The organism is Psychromonas aquatilis, from assembly GCF_038155185.1.
GTDB lineage: Bacteria > Pseudomonadota > Gammaproteobacteria > Enterobacterales > Psychromonadaceae > Psychromonas > Psychromonas aquatilis.
In genome coordinates this window covers 21,999-38,964 of record NZ_JBAKAZ010000006.1, presented here as the reverse complement: position 1 = coordinate 38,964, position 16,966 = coordinate 21,999, and the positions used below count along the sequence as shown (strand labels likewise).

Genomic DNA, 16,966 nt, shown 5'->3' with positions numbered 1-16,966 from the left:
GTGGGCACTTTAATGCATTTTTTATAAAAGATCATCTTAAAATCAGCATAAACATGCAAAGTTTGCGTGTTTATATTAGAAAAATTCTATTTTAATTATAAATAGGCATAATAATGCAACTTAAAGCAGTTTATTCAGGGAGCCATTGCTATCCAACACAAGCCTATATTTTATCCTTGCTCACTTTGCAACTTAAGGTACCATACGTATAATTACTGTTTAAAGTTACAGTTCTGATATTGTTAAGATGGAAATAGGCACTCATGAATCAGCCACTAACGCAGGCTTTATCCCTCACCTGGAAATTATCAACAGTATTAATACTGCCCGTGATCATCGCCATTTATGTAAAAGTAATGGATGCCTATTATGGTCCTTTCACTTTCTCTGAACTGGATCAAGGGCAAAACTCTCATAAATGGATTATCTTAGCGATTTACCTGTTTTTTTTACTGTGCTGGAACCGACTTAATCCACATGTCATTCACTTGTTAAAAAGATTGGAATATTAGATGTTTGGCGCGTTAGTCTCGGATAACAGTGTCGTATTTTTGCTAGTGTTAAGTACTCTATTGCTGATTGGCTTGGTCGTTGTTTTGTTGCAGCTATCTAACACTAAAAAGGCTTTATCAGAGCAATACTTAACTTATAAGTTAATCGAGCAAGAGAAGGTGCAGTTGAGTCAACAAAATCAATCGCATCTCGATAAGATCTCATCTTTATCACTGCATAATGAGAGTTTACAGTCGCAAGTCAGTAAATTAACCACTCGCCTAAGAGAAGCCGATGTTCGCCTGCAAGCCGGAGAGCAACGTTTACAGGATCAGCAAGCAACAGAAGCCAAGTTAAGCCAACAATTTGAGGTGTTATCACAACGCATCTTTCAGGATAAATCGACTCAATTTAAACAACTCAACGAACAATCTATTAAACAGTTATTAGACCCTCTCAGTACCCAGTTAGAAGGGTTTAAAAAACAAGTAAGCGACTGTTATATCAATGAAAGTAAAGAGCGTTTCAATTTAAAACGTGAAATTGACCAATTAGCGAATTTGAACAATTTAATGCAACAAGAAACACAAAACTTAACCAATGCATTAAAAGGCGATAACAAACAACAGGGTAATTGGGGTGAAGTGGTTCTACAACGGATCCTTGAAAGCTCAGGTTTACGTGAGGGCCACGAATACAGTACCCAAGTTAATTTAAAAAATGAACAAGGCCAACGTTTTTTACCCGACGTGATCGTGAACTTACCTCAACAGCGTAACATTATTATTGATTCAAAAGTGTCTTTAGTAGCCTATGAACGTTATTTTAATAGTGATGATCTGACTGAAAAGAAACAAGCGATGGAAGCGCATTGCCTGTCCATTAGACAGCATATTAGAGGCTTAGGGAAAAAAGATTATCAAGATTTAATTGGTGCGAATACGCTAGATTATGTGTTGTTATTTGTTGCTGTAGAGCCTGCGTTTATCGCAGCTTTAGAGCATGATCCAAGTCTAGTGAAACTGGCTTTAGATCATAATATTTTACTCGCGAGTCCAAGTAACTTGATGATTGCTCTCAGGACCATTGAAAACCTATGGCGATTTGAACGACAAGAAAAAAATGGGCAAATGATCGCGCAACAAGCCAGTAAACTATACGACAAATTGCGTTTATTTAGCGATAACTTCTTAGAGGTTGGAACACAGATAGATAAAGCACAAAACACCTATCAAAATGCCCTAAAACAGCTTAGTTCTGGGCGGGCTAATGTTATCCAACAGGCTGAGCAACTTAAAGCGATGGGCGTGCCGATTAAGCGCCCTATTGCAGAAAAACTAACCGAGCACAATCAAGGCTTGGATAAACCACAAGAGTAGCTACACTTGCTCTGTTAACAGCCCCTTTATTTTATCTTCAAACCATTGATAACGAATAGGTAATTGACGATAACGCTTTTGTGTTAAGTACAGAGGATCTTTAATTGTATGGTCTAAAGTGATCACTTGTAATCGCTCACTTTGTGGGAACTGTTGTACTGCGCGTTTAGGTAATACAGTAAATCCAACTCCCTTTGCTACCGGTAACAGTATTTGCTGCAGTTGATTAACATAACCTTTGATATTTAAGCTACTCGCCCCTTTATAATCTGCTTTAAAATTAGCTGAGAATACTTTTTCAGCAAAATGTAAACCATCAGGGTGATTAATAAAGCCAATATTATTAATCTCTTCGCAGTTTTCTTTATTATGTAATTTGATATCTGCCGGTAATACAAGTTGTAGCTCTTCCATCCCCACTAACGTCTGCTGTAGTTGTTCATGGTTAGATTCAATGGTGACTATGCCTAAATCTATTTCATTGCTTAATAGGTCTTTAATGATGTTTTTATTGGGCGCAGCTTCAACGAATACACTTAACTCAGGATATAACATTTGTTGTTGTACAAAGTGAGGGTATAAAAAATTAGCAAGCGCCCCTGAGCAAGCAATAGAACAAATCCCTTTGGAGATTTCATCTTGATTAATTTGCTCATTAAGCTGATCTTCTAACGCTAACATTTTCAGCCCTGCTTGGTAGAGCTTTTCACCTGCTTGGGTTAGTTCAAATTGTTTACCATAACGAGCCAATAACAAAGTATTAAAATGTTTCTCTAACTTTTTGATATGTTGTGTCACACCGGGCTGAGTCATAAATAATTGCTCTGCCGTTTTGGTAAAGTGCTGCGTTTCTACTAGCTTCATGAAAGTAATAAGGTGTTTTTGATCAATCATCTTTAATCCTATTTAGCATCATGTCACTTAACCAGCAGATATTTAACGCTTCCAAAAATGCCTTGTCAGCATAACGGCAACAGTCAATATCTCCAAACGCCCCATCAACATACCAAACGATAAAACCCATTTAGAAGCACTAGGCAAATCTGCAAAATTACCAGAAGGCCCTATTGATTCAACTAAGCCTGGGCCAACATTAGAGACAGCAGTAATGGATGCGGTTAATGACACCGCTGCAGAAGAGCCAAACAAGGTAAGCAATAGCGTTGAAACAGCAACCGTTAACATATAAGCCATTAAGAATGAGATGAGTGAGCGAACAATATCGTCACTGACTTTGCGATTATTGTATTTTTGTGGGAATAAAGCATGAGGGTGCATCAATAACATTAACTGGCGCTTAAATAAGCTAAAACCAATCTGGAAACGGAATATTTTGATACCACCGGATGTTGAACCAGAACAAGCACCTGTAAATAATAAGCCTGCAAAAATAATGACGCTAAAATCACCCCATGTTAAGAAGTCATCCAGTCCAAAACCCGTTGTAGTGATCACTGATATCACATTAAAAACGCTTAACCTTATCGCATCGGCCCATGAGAATTGCCCTGTCATGGTCAAATACAGGCTTAAGCTAATTGCACAGACTAATACTATTTTCACAAAACCTTGGATCTGCGCATCTCTCCAGAGCGGCTCAAGCGTTCTTTGATGTGCAGCACGGATTAATAATAAAAATGGTAAGCCACCCAAAAACATAAATAAGGCAGCATTCCAATGTGCAAAGTGTGAGAAATTCCCCATCGAACTATCTGAGGTAGAATAACCGCCAGTTGAAATGGTGGTCATGGCATGATTTATCGCATCAAAATTACCCATTCCAGAGAAGCGGTAACCAATAAAACAACAAATGGTTAAACATAGATACACAATAAGAATATCCATTGCCACGCTGCGTGTTTTAGCGGATGCTTTCTCTGACCAATCTGAGGATTCAGTTTGGAATAAGCGCATCCCGCCTACATTTAAGAATGGCAATATCGCCACTCCCATCACGATGAATCCAACACCCCCTAACCACTGTAAAATAGAGCGCCATAATAAGATACTAGGCTGCATGGTATCTAACCCATGTAACACTGTACTGCCTGTGGTTGTAATGCCGGACATGGTTTCAAAAAAGGCATCGCTGTAGCTAATATGCTCAATTAATACAAAGGGTAATGCGGCAAACAGACTGGATAGCAACCAAACCCCAGTGGTTAATAAAAACATTTCTCGCACACCTAAATGTGAGCGTTGTTTTTCACCACCAAGGTATAAGAAAATAGCGGATGCGATGTGCGTGATCAGAATAGCGAAGAAAAACTCAATACTGCCCAAGGTATTTCCAAAAAAGGCCAATAGCATTGGAAAATACATAAAAAATGCCATTTTCGATAATACTAAACCTGTGATGAAGAACAGCGGGCGATAAGTCATCAGTGTATTCTTATAAGAAGAATGGGCTTGGTTGAAATAGTTTTTCGATATCGCTGATGTACTTTTTATTTACCAAGAATAGGATCACATGGTCATCAGTCTCAATAACGGTATCATCATGAGCAATCAATACCTCTTCATTCCTTACAATTGCACCAACACTGGTCCCTTTTGGTAGTTTCAGTTGAGATAGCTCCTTGCCCACTACTTTTGACGTGATATTGTCGCCACGAGCAACGATTTCAATCGCTTCAGCAAAACCTTCACGTAATGAATATACGTGCTTTAAGTCAGCTTTACGGACGTGTGTTAATAATGCAGATAAGGTCGCCTGTTGTGGTGAAATAGCGATATCTAAGATGTTACCTTGAATAAGATCAACATAAGCAGTACGTTGAATCAGTACCATTGCTTTACCCGCGCCTAAACGTTTCGCCAGCATCGCTGACATAATGTTCGCTTCATCGTCATTGGTAACGGTAATAAACAAATCTATTTGGTCGATATGTTCTTCTATTAATAAATCTTGGTCTGACGAATCACCACAGAAAACAATGGTATTAGACAAGGTTTCTGATAAGTATTCTGCGCGGCGATAATTTCTTTCAATTAATTTAACAGAGTTTTCTTTTTCTAAGCGTTTTGCCAGGCTTTCACCAATGTATCCACCACCTACAATCATGATTCGTTTGTATGGGTGTTCCAATTTTTGCATCTCACTCATGATCGCACGAATATTGGGGCTTGCTGTAATAAAAAAGACTTCATCATCGGCTTCGATAATGGTCGTTCCTTGCGGACGGATTGCTTTACCTCGTCTAAAAATAGCAGCAACACGCGCTTCAATGTTAGGCATATGCTCTTTTAGAGTTGAGATAGCATTCCCTACTAATGAACCACCGTAATAAGCGCGAATAGCCACCAGCCCAACTTTACCATTTGCAAAGTTAGCAACTTGTAATGCGCCTGGGTATTCTATTAATTGAGCAATATAATCACTTACCAGTTTCTCTGGGGCAATAATGTGGTCAATAGGAAGCGCATCTTTATTAAATAACTCATCTTCATGCATCACAATGCTTTGAGAGCGAATACGCGCTATTTTTTTAGGTACATTGTAGAGTGTAAAAGCAATTTGGCATGCCACCATATTAACTTCATCACTATTGGTTACGGCGATCAACATATCGGCATCATTAGCACCAGCATGGCCCAACGTATGTGGACAAGAAGCACTACCTTGAACTACACGTAAGTCTAGACGATCTTGTAGTTCTTGTAAGGCTTCATGGTTTGCATCAACTACTGTGATATCGTTATTTTCGCCAACCAAGTTTTCAGCTAAAGAAGCACCTACTTGCCCTGCACCTAAAATAATAATTTTCATTTCGCCTCACTAGTTATCGATAAACGCTTGTCGTTAATATCGCTTTATAACGCTTTTTGTAGTTTCGCGTAATAGAATCCATCCATTTTTTGCTCATTTGGCAAAATTTGGCGTTGGCAAACAGTCTCACTGACCTTACTAGATAAAGGAATCAATGATGCATCGCTGGTGGATGCTAAAAAACGTTCAATTTGTAAGTCATTTTCATCAGGTAAAATAGAGCATGTTGCATATAGCAAAACACCGCCCGGCTTTAATTTTTTCCATAATGCCTGCAGAATATCTTGTTGTAATGAAACCAGCTCATTGATATCACTATCACGGCGTAACCAACGAATATCTGGATGACGACGGATAACGCCCGTCGCACTACAAGGTGCATCGCATAATATACGGTCAAATTGCTCGCCTGACCACCACTCGTCAGGTTTAGAGGCATCACCATGGATCACAGTCGCCTGCAGATTTAAACGATCTAGGTTTTCTTGCACACGCAATAAACGTTTTTCATCAAAATCCACTGCAACCATCTGTTTAAGCTCTGGTTGTAACTCTAATGTATGAACTGTTTTACCACCCGGTGCTGAACATGCATCTAAGATCAGTTCGTTTGGTTGCGCTTCCAAGTAATGCGCCGCTAATTGTGCCGCGCCATCTTGTACTGACACCCAACCATCTTCAAAACCCGGTAACTGATAAACATCACATGCACTTTCTAAACAAAGTGCATTGTCATTATTGTCTGTGCCTTGTGCTTGCTTATCTTGCTCTGTTAATAACGCAAGATATTGCTCACGATCATGAAAACGCGCATTAACACGTAACCACATCGGAGCTTGTTGGTTATTCTCAGTCATTATCTGTGCGGCTTTTTCTTCACCATAAGCGGTCTGAAGGCGTTTAACTAACCAGCTTGGATGGCAATATAATAAAGCGGGTTGTTGATCCGCTTTCGCGATCAATGTTTCTTGTTCACGTAGAAAGCTTCTTAGTACACCATTTACCATGCCTTTTAGAGCAGGTTTCTTTAGTGCTTTAGCGCCGCTTACTGTTTCACCTACTGCCGCATGACTTGGAATGCGTGTATACAGCAGTTGATACATGCCTACTAAAATCAAAAAGTGCAGGTCGCGCTGTTTTCCAGTTAATGGCTTTTTCATTAATGAACGACAGAAAAAATCTAAACGAGGCAAAGTACGTAATACGCCATAACAGAGCATTTGTACTAGGGCTTTATCTTTAGGAGTGAGTTCTTGTTGTATCGCTGGCAACGCTTGTGATAACGATTGCCCCTTCTCTACCACTTGATTTAATACTTTAGCGGCAATCGCACGTACGTTCATTATTGTTAACCTTGTTCGAGTAAGTTGCTTGAAGTCGTAAACAGATCATGACGAGAGTTTAAAACATCAGCGACAGGCATTGCTTTTTTGCCTGCTAATTGGATTATTTCTAAATTTAGAACACCTTTGCCCGTCGCAACTTGAATGCCTTGTTTATCGACTTTTAATACTGAGCCTGCGACTGCTGTTGTTTCTGTGTCTACAAGTTTAGCTTGGTGCACTTTTATAACTTGTCCTGCCCACTGAAAATGGCTAATTGGCCAAGGGTTAAAGGCGCGAATACAACGGTCAATAAATTGTGCTTCATCTTGCCAGTTGATTTGCGCTTCTGCTTTACTTAATTTTTTCGCATAGGTTGCCGCGCTTTCATCTTGCTTTTCTGCGACAAGCTCACCTGCTTGTAATTGCTTAATGGTATCAATTAACACTGCTGGTGCCTGTTTAGCGACCTTTGCATACAGTGAAGCACTGGTTTCATCTTGATCGATAGGACAACTGACTTTTTTTAACATATCGCCAGTATCTAGCCCTTCATCCATTTGCATAATAGTCACGCCAGTTTCTTTATCGCCAGCCCAAATAGCTCGTTGGAAAGGAGCAGCTCCACGCCACCTTGGTAATAAAGAACCATGTACATTAAAACAACCTAGACGAGGCGTATTCAGTACATTTGCAGGTAGAATCAAACCATAAGCAACAACAATCATCAGATCTGCATTTAATGCAGCTAGTTGCTCAACACTTTCAGCTTGTTTAAAGTTTTCAGGTTGATACACAGCAATATTATTGGCAACAGCGACTTCTTTTACTGCACTTGCAGTTAACTTTTTGCCTCGTCCCGCTGGGCGGTCTGGTTGGCTATATACAGCAACCACGTCAAAGTTAGCATCAATTAATGCTTGTAAATGATTTGCGGCAAAATCGGGCGTACCGGCAAAAATAATCTTTAAATTTTCCACAAAATAACCTTTAAGCTAGCAAATAAATTATGAGAATTTTTTATTCTGGCGTTGAAGTTTTTCTAACTTAGTCTTAATACGCTTTTGTTTTAAAGGAGATAAGTAATCAATAAATAACTTTCCTTTTAAATGATCTAATTCGTGCTGGATACAAACAGCAAATAAACCATCAGCCTCAACGACCTGCTTTTCTCCTTCAAGATCAAGGTATTCTAAAGTGACTTGCTCAGCACGTTCAACTTCAGCATTAGTTTCAGGTACAGATAAACAACCCTCTTCAGAGATTTCTACGCCAGATGTATCTATAATAGTAGGGTTGATAAGTACTAAAGGCTGATCGCGTGTATCAGATACATCAATAACCACTAGTCTTTGATGAAAGTTAACCTGTGTTGCCGCTAAACCAACACCATTTTCGTCATACATGGTTTCGATCATATCTGCTGCTTTTTGCTTGATTTCCTCCGTCACTTCTTCAACTGGTTTTGCAACTGTTCTTAAACGTTCGTCTGGAAAATGTAATACATCTAGTAAAGGCATTGGATTATGGCACTCATATTTATTGTAAAAAGTTAATTCTAGTCATTTATCTTTACAAAAAAAAGTTTTATTACTCATAGGGTGAAGATTGTTATGAAATTAAAACCTATTACCTCATTGATTTTAGTGTTTCTGTTGCCGTTACTGGTCAATGCGAACACCTATACTAAACAGCAATTAACGCCGCCCACTATCAATAGCAAAACCACTGATAATAACGATAAGTTGATGATAAAACGGTCTAAAAAGTTAACTCCAACAGTACGTTTCACAATCAAAAAGCAAGCTGCACCAATCATCCCATTACCGGTGCTTTCTTCGTTTCTTTCAAAAGATCACATTATTAATGCTGAGCTAGTAAAAAATGCCCCTCGCATCCTAGGTGACTCTGTTGGATCTCCCCGCTTTTTTGCTGACGATATCTTTTATGCACAAGGTCAATACTCACAAGATAAGGTTTATGGTATTTATCGACTAGGAGAACCATATCATTCAAAAACTGGCGAAATACTAGGATCTGCATTAACTTTTATTGGATACGCAACGGTTTCAAACAACAAAAATTTACCGACGAACTCACTGTTAACCGCTTTTGATTTAAACTCAAGCGTACGCGAAGCACAACAGGGTGATTTGCTATTAGCCATTCCAGAATTTGAATCGTTACCGGCTTACTTTACACCCGTTGCAGTAAATGAAAATGTTAAAGGACATATTTTAAAAGCACTAAACCATGCCTCTATTATTGGTGAGTGGGATACAGTGGTGATTGATAAAGGTAAACGAGATCATATTGAAGTGGGCTCTATGTTTTCTATTTTACGGCCCGGACCAGCGTTATTAATAAATAAAGCCAACATCATCTATCAAGAAGATGGCGATGTGTTTCAAAAAATGCAAGAGATGGACTTAACCATACCTTCACAACGAGTTGGCCAATTAATGGTCTTTAAAGTCTATGAAAAAGTCAGTATCGCAATAGTTATCAAGGCACATGCGGTGATGAATGCAAACTTTAGTATTGAAGGCTTAACCTTTTAAAGGCCTTTAATTAAGAGAGGTTGGTATCCAAAAGAATCTATTTGAAGACCAAACAGGCAAAGATCCCCTTCATTATTGGATTGCGTTAGATGCGGTTCCATCGATTCAAAAACGTAAAGTTTTTAAGATGCTATCTCATTACTCTATCCAACAACTGTTTGCGCTTAATTCAAAACAATTAAGCCAATTAAAACTGACCACAGAACAAACCCAAGCTTTTTTACACCCCAATCAAGCACACATACAAGAATGTTTAGCTTGGCAACAATTAAACCAAGATAACTATATTATTAGCTATGGTGACTCACGCTACCCGGAACTATTAAAACAGATAAGCTCTCCACCATTATTACTTTTTGCACAAGGGAATATTGAACTACTAAACACACCACAAATTGCCATTGTTGGTAGCCGAAGCTGTACCCCCTACGGACAAGAAAAAGCTTATGATTTAGCCAAACAATTAGCTGCAGCAGGATTAACGGTCACTAGCGGTTTAGCTATTGGAGTTGATGGCGTCGCACACCAAGGGGCATTAACTGAGACAGGCGCAACGATTGCAGTATTAGGCACTGGCTTAAATAATATTTACCCTAAACGGCATAAGGTATTAAGCAAAGATATTGTTAAAACAGGGCTTTTATTATCAGAGTTTTGGCCGGACACACCCGCTTACCCAAGTAACTTTCCTAGACGAAACCGTATTATTTCAGGGTTAAGCCTTGGGACATTAGTTATTGAAGCTTCCGTTAAAAGCGGCTCATTAATAACTGCACGTTATGCTATTGAACAAAATAGAGACGTATTTGCCCTACCCGGCTCTATCGATAACCCACAGGCTTCAGGGTGTTTGAAGTTAATTCAACAAGGTGCAAAACTGGTGCTATCGGTTAACGATATTATCAATGAGTTTCCTGCTTTAAACTTAAATCAAGTTGCCGCGAAAAAAACACTAAAAACTGTCCCTACAGACAACCCTGTATTGAATTGTATTGACTATAGCCTAACCAGTTTTGATGTTATTTTAGCAAGAAGTGGTTTGGATGTAGTGACTTTACAAAATCAGTTAATAGAATTAGAGATAAATGGTACAATCAATGTCCAACCGCAAGGTTATATTAAGTTAAAAGGATAGTTATGTTTGAAATTATCATGTACCTCTTTGAAAGTTATATCCAAGTTGATCAAACGATGGAGCTTGACACACAAGAGGTTACCGATGAATTAATGCAAGAAGGTTTTCAAAAATCAGATATAACCAAGGCGCTAGCATGGTTAGATCACTTAGCAAACATGCATAATCAAGACCCTCAAAGTAAAACAACACCTGAGCAAAAAACCTCACATCGTATTTATAACAAGCAAGAACAAATGCAAATCTCTGTCGATAGCCGTAATTACATTAGCTATTTAGAACAGGCAAAAATATTAAACACCTATACGCGAGAGCTGGTGATTGATTGCATCATGTCTTTAGACAGTAAAGAACTGACCTTAGAAGATGTTAAATGGCTTATCTTAATGGTGTTATTTAATAGCCCAAGTAGTGAAAGTGAATTCTTACAATTAGAGTCAATGTTAATGGACTTTGAAGAAGGGCTAATTCACTAATATGGAAAATCTAAGTACCCATCATAAAAAAGACGCTGAGCTTTGCCCAAAATGCGGCTCACACTTGCATATTCGTAATGGTAAGCAAGGCCCCTTTTTAGGATGTAGTGCTTATCCAAGCTGTGACTATTTAAAACCATTACACGAAAAAAGTGATGTAAAAAAAGTACTTACCGGTAGCAGTTGCCCTCTTTGCCAACATGAATTAGTGTTGAAACAAGGCCGCTTTGGTTTGTTTATAGGTTGCAGCACTTACCCGACTTGTGAGCATACTTCTCCGCTATCTGATCACAATCAGAATGAAGCAGAGAAACAAGTGGAGGGACCTAAAGTAGCTTGCCCTAGCTGTAAAAAAGGCCATTTAGTTCCTCGCCAATCACGCTTTGGTAAAACCTTTTATGCCTGTGATAACTACCCAACCTGTAAGTACGCAGTCAATGATAAACCAGTCAATGAGTTTTGCCCTGAGTGTCATTGGCCAATCACAGTTGAGCGCAAAACCAATACTGGTAAGCGCATGATCTGCCCTAAAAAAGGATGTGGTTATCGAAGCAAGCCTATATAATAATGGGTTACTTGTATTAAAGGCGGATTAATGCCGCGACTTACCTCAATTCTTCTCACCAGTGGAATAATAAATGACTATCAATGACAATACGCTTTCTCAAGCACTTGCAGCATTAACAACAGAAGGTGTTATTGCTTATCCAACTGAATCTGTTTTTGGCTTAGGTTGTGACCCTGACAATGAAGTAGCAATCCAAAAGATCCTCGACTTAAAACAACGCCCTGCTCATAAAGGCTTGATTTTAATTGCCGCTAATATCGAGCAATTAAAAAACTATGCTGACTTTTCTTCCCTCAGCTCAGAGCAGCTTGATAAAATTAAGGCGACTTGGCCGGGACCTTTCACTTGGGTTGTGCCTGTTCAACCTTCCTTATCTAAGTTAGTTAGCGGTGATTTTGACAGTATTGCAGTGCGCGTCACTCAACACCCTGTTGTACAAACACTATGTGCAGCTTTTGGTAAACCTATCATCTCCACCAGCGCTAATTTATCAGGGCAGGATGCATGTACAACTAGTGCACAAGTTGAGCAAATGTTTGCTAACCACCCCTTACTTGATTATGTTATTGAACAGCCTGTAACAGGATTAGCGAACCCTTCACAAATCCACGATGCCTTAACAGGTAAACGCTTACGTTAATCGCAGATTAGGTTAGTTAAGCCGTTTCAATGTCAACCTTTACTGATCTTAGTAGAGGTTGAAAAAGTCCAATATTTACGCCCTCTCTCCCAGCTATTTCCAGCTATTTCCAGCGACTGAATTTTGCATCTTATAGGCTAACAGGTATATAATCGCGCGCATCATTGAACGATATTTAAATAATCCCCCTATTACAGGAGTATGTATGAAAGTTGGTATTATTATGGGCTCTAAGTCTGACTGGCCGACCATGGAACACGCCGCAAATATGCTAGATTCTTTTGGTATTGAGTATGAAACACGAGTTGTTTCTGCACACCGTACTCCACAACTACTAGCTGATTACGCTTCTAGTGCTGCACAGCGTGGCATTAAAGTCATTATCGCTGGAGCTGGTGGTGCTGCACACTTACCAGGCATGGCAGCGGCTTTTACTAGCTTACCTGTATTAGGTGTTCCTGTTCAGTCGAAAGCACTGAAAGGCGTAGACTCTTTATTATCAATTTGCCAAATGCCTAAAGGGGTTGCTGTAGGTACACTTGCGATCGGTGAAGCAGGCGCAGCCAACGCTGGTTTATTAGCAACACAAATTCTTGCATGCCAACAACCAGAACTGCTTGCTAAAGTTGATGAGTTCCGCCAAAAGCAAACAGACACTGTTTTAGCTAACCCAGATCCAGCGGTTTAATATGAATATTCTAGTATTAGGTGCAGGGCAACTTGCACGTATGATGAGCTTAGAAGCAGCACCATTAAATTTAAATGTGCGTGCTTACGATGTGGGTTCAAAACAAGTTATTCACCCATTGACCTTGCAGTCATATCAACAAACGCTTGAGCAAGCTATCGCCTTAGTGGATGTGATTACTTGCGAATTTGAGCATATCCCTGATGACGTACTTGCACTATGTAATGACAGTGGCAAGTTCTTCCCGGGTAAAGCTGCAATTAAAGCAGGTGGCGATCGTAGTATTGAAAAAGCACTACTTGATAAAACAGGTGTTCCTTCTGCGCCTTATAAACTGATCACTGAAAAACAGCATTTAGTTGATTCAGTCGCCTTACTTGGCTTGCCGTTAGTAATTAAAACCTGCCAAGCGGGTTATGATGGCAAAGGTCAATGGCGCTTAAAGTCAGTTGATCAATTAGATGCAATTTGGTCTGAAATGGCTGAGTTTATTGCCGTTGGCAGCGAGAGCTTCCCGCACAGTATCATCGCAGAAAAAATGATCCCCTTCAACCGTGAAGTATCGGTGATTGGTGCGCGTGATAAAGAGGGTAACATTGCTATCTACCCTGTCACTGAAAATCAACATACTGACGGTGTATTAACGCTATCATTAGCAACTGAAATTGAACTTAGTATTCAACAGCAAGCGATTGATGCATTTAATAAACTCTCTGCAGAGATGAATTACATCGGTGTTTTAGCTATCGAATTCTTTGATGTTGACGGTCAGTTAATGGTCAATGAAATTGCACCGCGTGTACATAACTCTGGCCACTGGACTCAACAAGGTACCGCATGTAGTCAATTTGAAAACCACATGCGTGCCGTGGCTGGTTTACCACTAGGTGACACAAGCATGCAAAAAGTAAGTGCGATGATCAACGTATTAGGCCAAGCGTCTATTAGTGAGCAAGTACTTAAGATTGCAGATGTTAAAAGTCACTGGTATGGCAAAACACAACGCGCAGGTCGTAAGATGGGACACATTAATGTCTCTGCTGAAAACAATGCGGCACTAGGTCAAAAGCTATTACAATTAGCGGAAATCTTACCTGAGCAAGATTACCCAGGTGTGAAAAGCACAGCACAACGTTTATTAGAAGATTAATTGCTTTTAATGTAAGAAAAAAGCCGAGTAATAAATGAACTGACCCCATAAAGTTGGACATTTTAGTTAAGCGGCTTGTAAGGCCTGGATTCGATACTCTATCGGAGTCAGGCCTTTTAATTTGACCTTTATCCTTTTTTTATTGTAATACTCGATATATTCGTCGAGCTTTTCTATCAGTTCATCGGCATCTTTGAAGTTTTGCCTATGATACATTTCTGTTTTTAATAATCCAAAAAAATTTTCAGCTACTGCATTATCTAAGCAATTCCCTTTTCTCGACATACTTTGTGTAAGCCCATAATCAGTAAGCTGTTTTTGATATGCTTTGTGGCGATACTGCCAGCCTTGATCGCTATGTACGATCGGTTTTGAGTTCTCGCTCAAATTATCGAGAGCATCTTTCAACATATCCGTGACTAATGGTAAACGCGCATTTTTAGCAATCTTATAAGCGATTACTTCTTGGGTAAATAGGTCAACAACTGGTGACAAATAGACTCTCTGCTCTTTAACCTTGAACTCTGTTACATCAGTTACCCATTTTTCATCTGGTCTTGTGGCTTTAAAGTCGCGCTTAAGTAAATTAGGTGCTGTTTTCCCTACAAGCGCTATATTTTTTGGGTCTTACTGTCGATTTTAAGTTTAACTGCGCCATCAGTCTTTGTACCGTCTTATGGTTTAGCATAATACCTTGCCTTCTAAGTGCTAGGTGAATACGACGATAGCCATAACGACCTTTATGCTCATGGTAAATAGTCTTAATAAGCTCTAATTCAAGACTATAAACATCCATTTTTTTGCCTGCGTTAACTTGATAATAAAACACGCTCTTTGCCAAGTGAGTGGCTTTAAGAAGGTGCTTCAAAGCATGCTTATCTCTGAGAGCTAAAACAACTAACGCTTTTTCTTTATTTGGCGGCGTTTTGTCTGTTCCAGCTCTTCCAACTTTTTTAAAACAGCATTCTCTGCTCGTAAGTAAGCAAGCTCTTCTTTTAGTTCTTCAAGTGTCATTTCATTATTTGGCTTTGCAGGCGTATTTGGTTGTGATTTCATAGGAGTTCTGCCGAGTGAGGAACATTCAAGTCCTCTAAGCCCTGCCTCATTATATGTTTTTAACCATAAAGAAAGAGAGCCGGGTGAAGACAAATTTAATACAGCACTAGTGTGAGTGAGAGACCAGTCATTTGTCCACATTAATTTTAATGCTTGAAGTTTTGTTTTTGCATTACGAGCATGCGAAGTAGGTAAGAATGCGTTTGTCCCATGAATTGCGAAAACCGAAGTCCAATATCGAATCTGTCGAGAGGATATTGTAAATTCACTTGCTAGTTTCCTAGATGGCTTACCACCTAAGCACTGTTTTGCGATGATGAGTTTTAACTCACGACTATATTTGGACATAAAAAAAGACCCTCAGTAATTGGTTGTCCAACTATTGGGGGTCAGTTCAAAACTCGGCTTTTTTGTAGGTATTGATTACTCTATTGCAGACCACTTATAAAGTCAGCGCTACTATTTTTAATGGATGGTTATCATCAAAAGACGGGAAATCAGCATGGCAATCTAACCACTCTACTGCTGTTACTTCTCTACCCTGCTTTTCAACACAACGCACTAAGCTTTTAAACCACACTTCTTTATCCACTTTTGCGACATTGTTACAACAAACGATCGTACCACCGGGTTTTGTGGTTAATAGTGCAGGTTTAAATAAACTTTGGTAATCATTAACAAGGTCAACTGTACCAAAGGCACTTTTAGCAAAGCGAGGCGGATCTAAAAAGACTAAATCAAACTGTGAAGCTGACATTTTTGGGTAGCTTGGTAGCTTTTTGTTATTACGGCTCATCACCTTAAGCCCTGCTAGCTGGCGTAATGCTGGAAATGCGTCGCTTTGAATAAACTGACAAACTGATTCAACGTTATTTAACTCTGCGTTTTTACGCCCAGCGGCTAACGCAAAAGAGGAGAAATCAACATTCACGACACGTTTTGCACCACCGACTGCCGCAGCTATGCCTATCCCACAAGTATAAGAGAATAAGTTTAATACACTCTTTTTATGACTGTGTTTCTTCATGAACTCACGGCCTACGCGCATATCTAAAAATAACAGCGGGTCTTGTCCTTCATGACGTAATTTACTGGTAAATAACACGCCATTCTCAGACATGACTTGATCACTTTGGGCAAACGCTTCTGTACTTTCATCTAATTCATTAAGAATACGAGAGTTTTTATTTGACCTATCGTTATAAACCAAGGGTAAATCTGCGACATTTAATAACACAGTTTTGATATCAGATAGCTGTGCATCTGTAAGTGACTCATGGAACGTTTGAATTAACCAAGCATCACCATAGCGGTCAATATTAAGGCCATTGACCCCTTCTACTGTGCCATGAAACACACGAAAACAATCTGTTTTAGGTAACTCATCATTAGAAAGGTTATTAATAAGGGTTTCACGCTTTGCTAATGCAGCGGTTAATAAAGCAGTTATTGGCATAATCAAAAACTCAGTAAAGGAAAATAGCTATTTAGCAAAAATGAATGCCAGATAATGAACCGCTATTCTAGCAAACGCTCTCTCAGCAACAAAACAAAAACCAGTTTTATTGCTTTTTATCTCAAGTACTAAGCAATTAAGATGACACGCATCGCGCTGTTTGATGTGCTTAAGGGCAATCTTGATCATAAAAAAGCATTCTGAAAACGCCCTATTAATATTGCCCTTTGTTAAAGACATTTTCATAAGTTGTTGCTATAAAAACCTTTAACAA

General features: G+C 39.2%; 19 protein-coding genes. 9 read left to right on the top strand and 10 right to left on the bottom strand.

The features are described 5' to 3' along the window. Positions 1-263: 263 nt before the first annotated feature. Together V6256_RS02620 and rmuC are read left to right on the top strand one after the other, a co-directional pair. Complete coding sequence (locus tag V6256_RS02620) at positions 264-512, top strand: hypothetical protein (RefSeq protein WP_341596467.1); 249 nt, start codon at positions 264-266, stop codon at positions 510-512. Then, a complete protein-coding gene (rmuC, locus tag V6256_RS02615; RefSeq protein WP_341596466.1) occupies positions 513-1,871 on the top strand; it encodes a DNA recombination protein RmuC in 1,359 nt (452 codons plus the stop codon). It begins immediately after the preceding gene. Here the strand turns inward: rmuC and V6256_RS02610 are convergent, their stop codons facing one another. The 6 genes from V6256_RS02610 to def are packed head-to-tail and all read right to left on the bottom strand — an operon-like array spanning position 1,872 to position 8,482. After that, a complete protein-coding gene (locus V6256_RS02610; RefSeq protein WP_341596464.1) occupies positions 1,872-2,765 on the bottom strand; it encodes a LysR family transcriptional regulator in 894 nt (297 codons plus the stop codon). Positions 2,766-2,807: 42 nt separating this feature from the next. Further along, complete coding sequence (locus V6256_RS02605) at positions 2,808-4,256, bottom strand: TrkH family potassium uptake protein (RefSeq protein WP_341596566.1); 1,449 nt, start codon at positions 4,254-4,256, stop codon at positions 2,808-2,810. Between the two features lie 7 nt (positions 4,257-4,263). Next, the gene (gene trkA / locus V6256_RS02600) at positions 4,264-5,640 is read right to left on the bottom strand and encodes a Trk system potassium transporter TrkA (RefSeq protein ID WP_341596462.1); all 1,377 of its coding nucleotides are present in this window, start codon (positions 5,638-5,640) and stop codon (positions 4,264-4,266) included. Positions 5,641-5,684: 44 nt separating this feature from the next. Continuing rightward, complete coding sequence (rsmB, locus tag V6256_RS02595) at positions 5,685-6,983, bottom strand: 16S rRNA (cytosine(967)-C(5))-methyltransferase RsmB (RefSeq protein ID WP_341596460.1); 1,299 nt, start codon at positions 6,981-6,983, stop codon at positions 5,685-5,687. A gap of 5 nt (positions 6,984-6,988) precedes the next feature. Further along, a complete protein-coding gene (gene fmt, locus V6256_RS02590) occupies positions 6,989-7,942 on the bottom strand; it encodes a methionyl-tRNA formyltransferase (RefSeq protein WP_341596459.1) in 954 nt (317 codons plus the stop codon). 27 nt (positions 7,943-7,969) lie between these two features. Then, on the bottom strand, positions 7,970-8,482 hold the full coding sequence (gene def / locus V6256_RS02585) for a peptide deformylase (protein ID WP_341596457.1): 513 nt from the start codon (positions 8,480-8,482) through the stop codon (positions 7,970-7,972). Positions 8,483-8,575: 93 nt separating this feature from the next. On the opposite strand from def, the gene V6256_RS02580 reads away from it, so the two are divergent. From V6256_RS02580 to V6256_RS02550, 7 genes are all read left to right on the top strand, one after another. Continuing rightward, entirely contained in the window at positions 8,576-9,523 is a 948-nt protein-coding gene (locus V6256_RS02580) for a peptidoglycan-binding protein (RefSeq protein WP_341596456.1), read from the top strand. A gap of 25 nt (positions 9,524-9,548) precedes the next feature. Continuing rightward, the gene (dprA, locus tag V6256_RS02575; protein ID WP_481133287.1) at positions 9,549-10,658 is read left to right on the top strand and encodes a DNA-processing protein DprA; all 1,110 of its coding nucleotides are present in this window, start codon (positions 9,549-9,551) and stop codon (positions 10,656-10,658) included. Between the two features lie 2 nt (positions 10,659-10,660). Next, on the top strand, positions 10,661-11,134 hold the full coding sequence (locus V6256_RS02570; protein ID WP_341596452.1) for a Smg family protein: 474 nt from the start codon (positions 10,661-10,663) through the stop codon (positions 11,132-11,134). A gap of 1 nt (position 11,135) precedes the next feature. Beyond that, a complete protein-coding gene (locus V6256_RS02565) occupies positions 11,136-11,699 on the top strand; it encodes a DNA topoisomerase family protein (protein WP_341596451.1) in 564 nt (187 codons plus the stop codon). Positions 11,700-11,772: 73 nt separating this feature from the next. Continuing rightward, entirely contained in the window at positions 11,773-12,342 is a 570-nt protein-coding gene (gene tsaC, locus V6256_RS02560; RefSeq protein ID WP_341596450.1) for an L-threonylcarbamoyladenylate synthase type 1 TsaC, read from the top strand. 205 nt (positions 12,343-12,547) lie between these two features. Beyond that, positions 12,548-13,030 carry a 5-(carboxyamino)imidazole ribonucleotide mutase gene (gene purE, locus V6256_RS02555; protein ID WP_341596449.1) on the top strand — a complete coding sequence of 161 codons (483 nt, stop codon included), beginning with the start codon at positions 12,548-12,550 and terminating at the stop codon, positions 13,028-13,030. A 1-nt stretch (position 13,031) separates the two neighbouring features. Next, entirely contained in the window at positions 13,032-14,180 is a 1,149-nt protein-coding gene (locus V6256_RS02550) for a 5-(carboxyamino)imidazole ribonucleotide synthase (RefSeq protein WP_341596448.1), read from the top strand. A gap of 66 nt (positions 14,181-14,246) precedes the next feature. Here the strand turns inward: V6256_RS02550 and V6256_RS02545 are convergent, their stop codons facing one another. From V6256_RS02545 to V6256_RS02530, 4 genes are all read right to left on the bottom strand, one after another. Beyond that, complete coding sequence (locus V6256_RS02545) at positions 14,247-14,795, bottom strand: IS3 family transposase (RefSeq protein ID WP_341596565.1); 549 nt, start codon at positions 14,793-14,795, stop codon at positions 14,247-14,249. Next, positions 14,767-14,976: an IS3 family transposase gene (locus tag V6256_RS02540; RefSeq protein WP_341596447.1), complete on the bottom strand. Its 210-nt coding sequence runs from the start codon at positions 14,974-14,976 to the stop codon at positions 14,767-14,769. Before V6256_RS02540 ends, V6256_RS02545 begins: the two co-directional genes overlap by 29 nt. Positions 14,977-15,077: 101 nt before the next feature. Next, positions 15,078-15,584: a helix-turn-helix domain-containing protein gene (locus V6256_RS02535; protein WP_341596445.1), complete on the bottom strand. Its 507-nt coding sequence runs from the start codon at positions 15,582-15,584 to the stop codon at positions 15,078-15,080. A 94-nt stretch (positions 15,585-15,678) separates the two neighbouring features. After that, positions 15,679-16,692: a class I SAM-dependent rRNA methyltransferase gene (locus V6256_RS02530; RefSeq protein ID WP_341596443.1), complete on the bottom strand. Its 1,014-nt coding sequence runs from the start codon at positions 16,690-16,692 to the stop codon at positions 15,679-15,681. Positions 16,693-16,966: the final 274 nt, after the last annotated feature.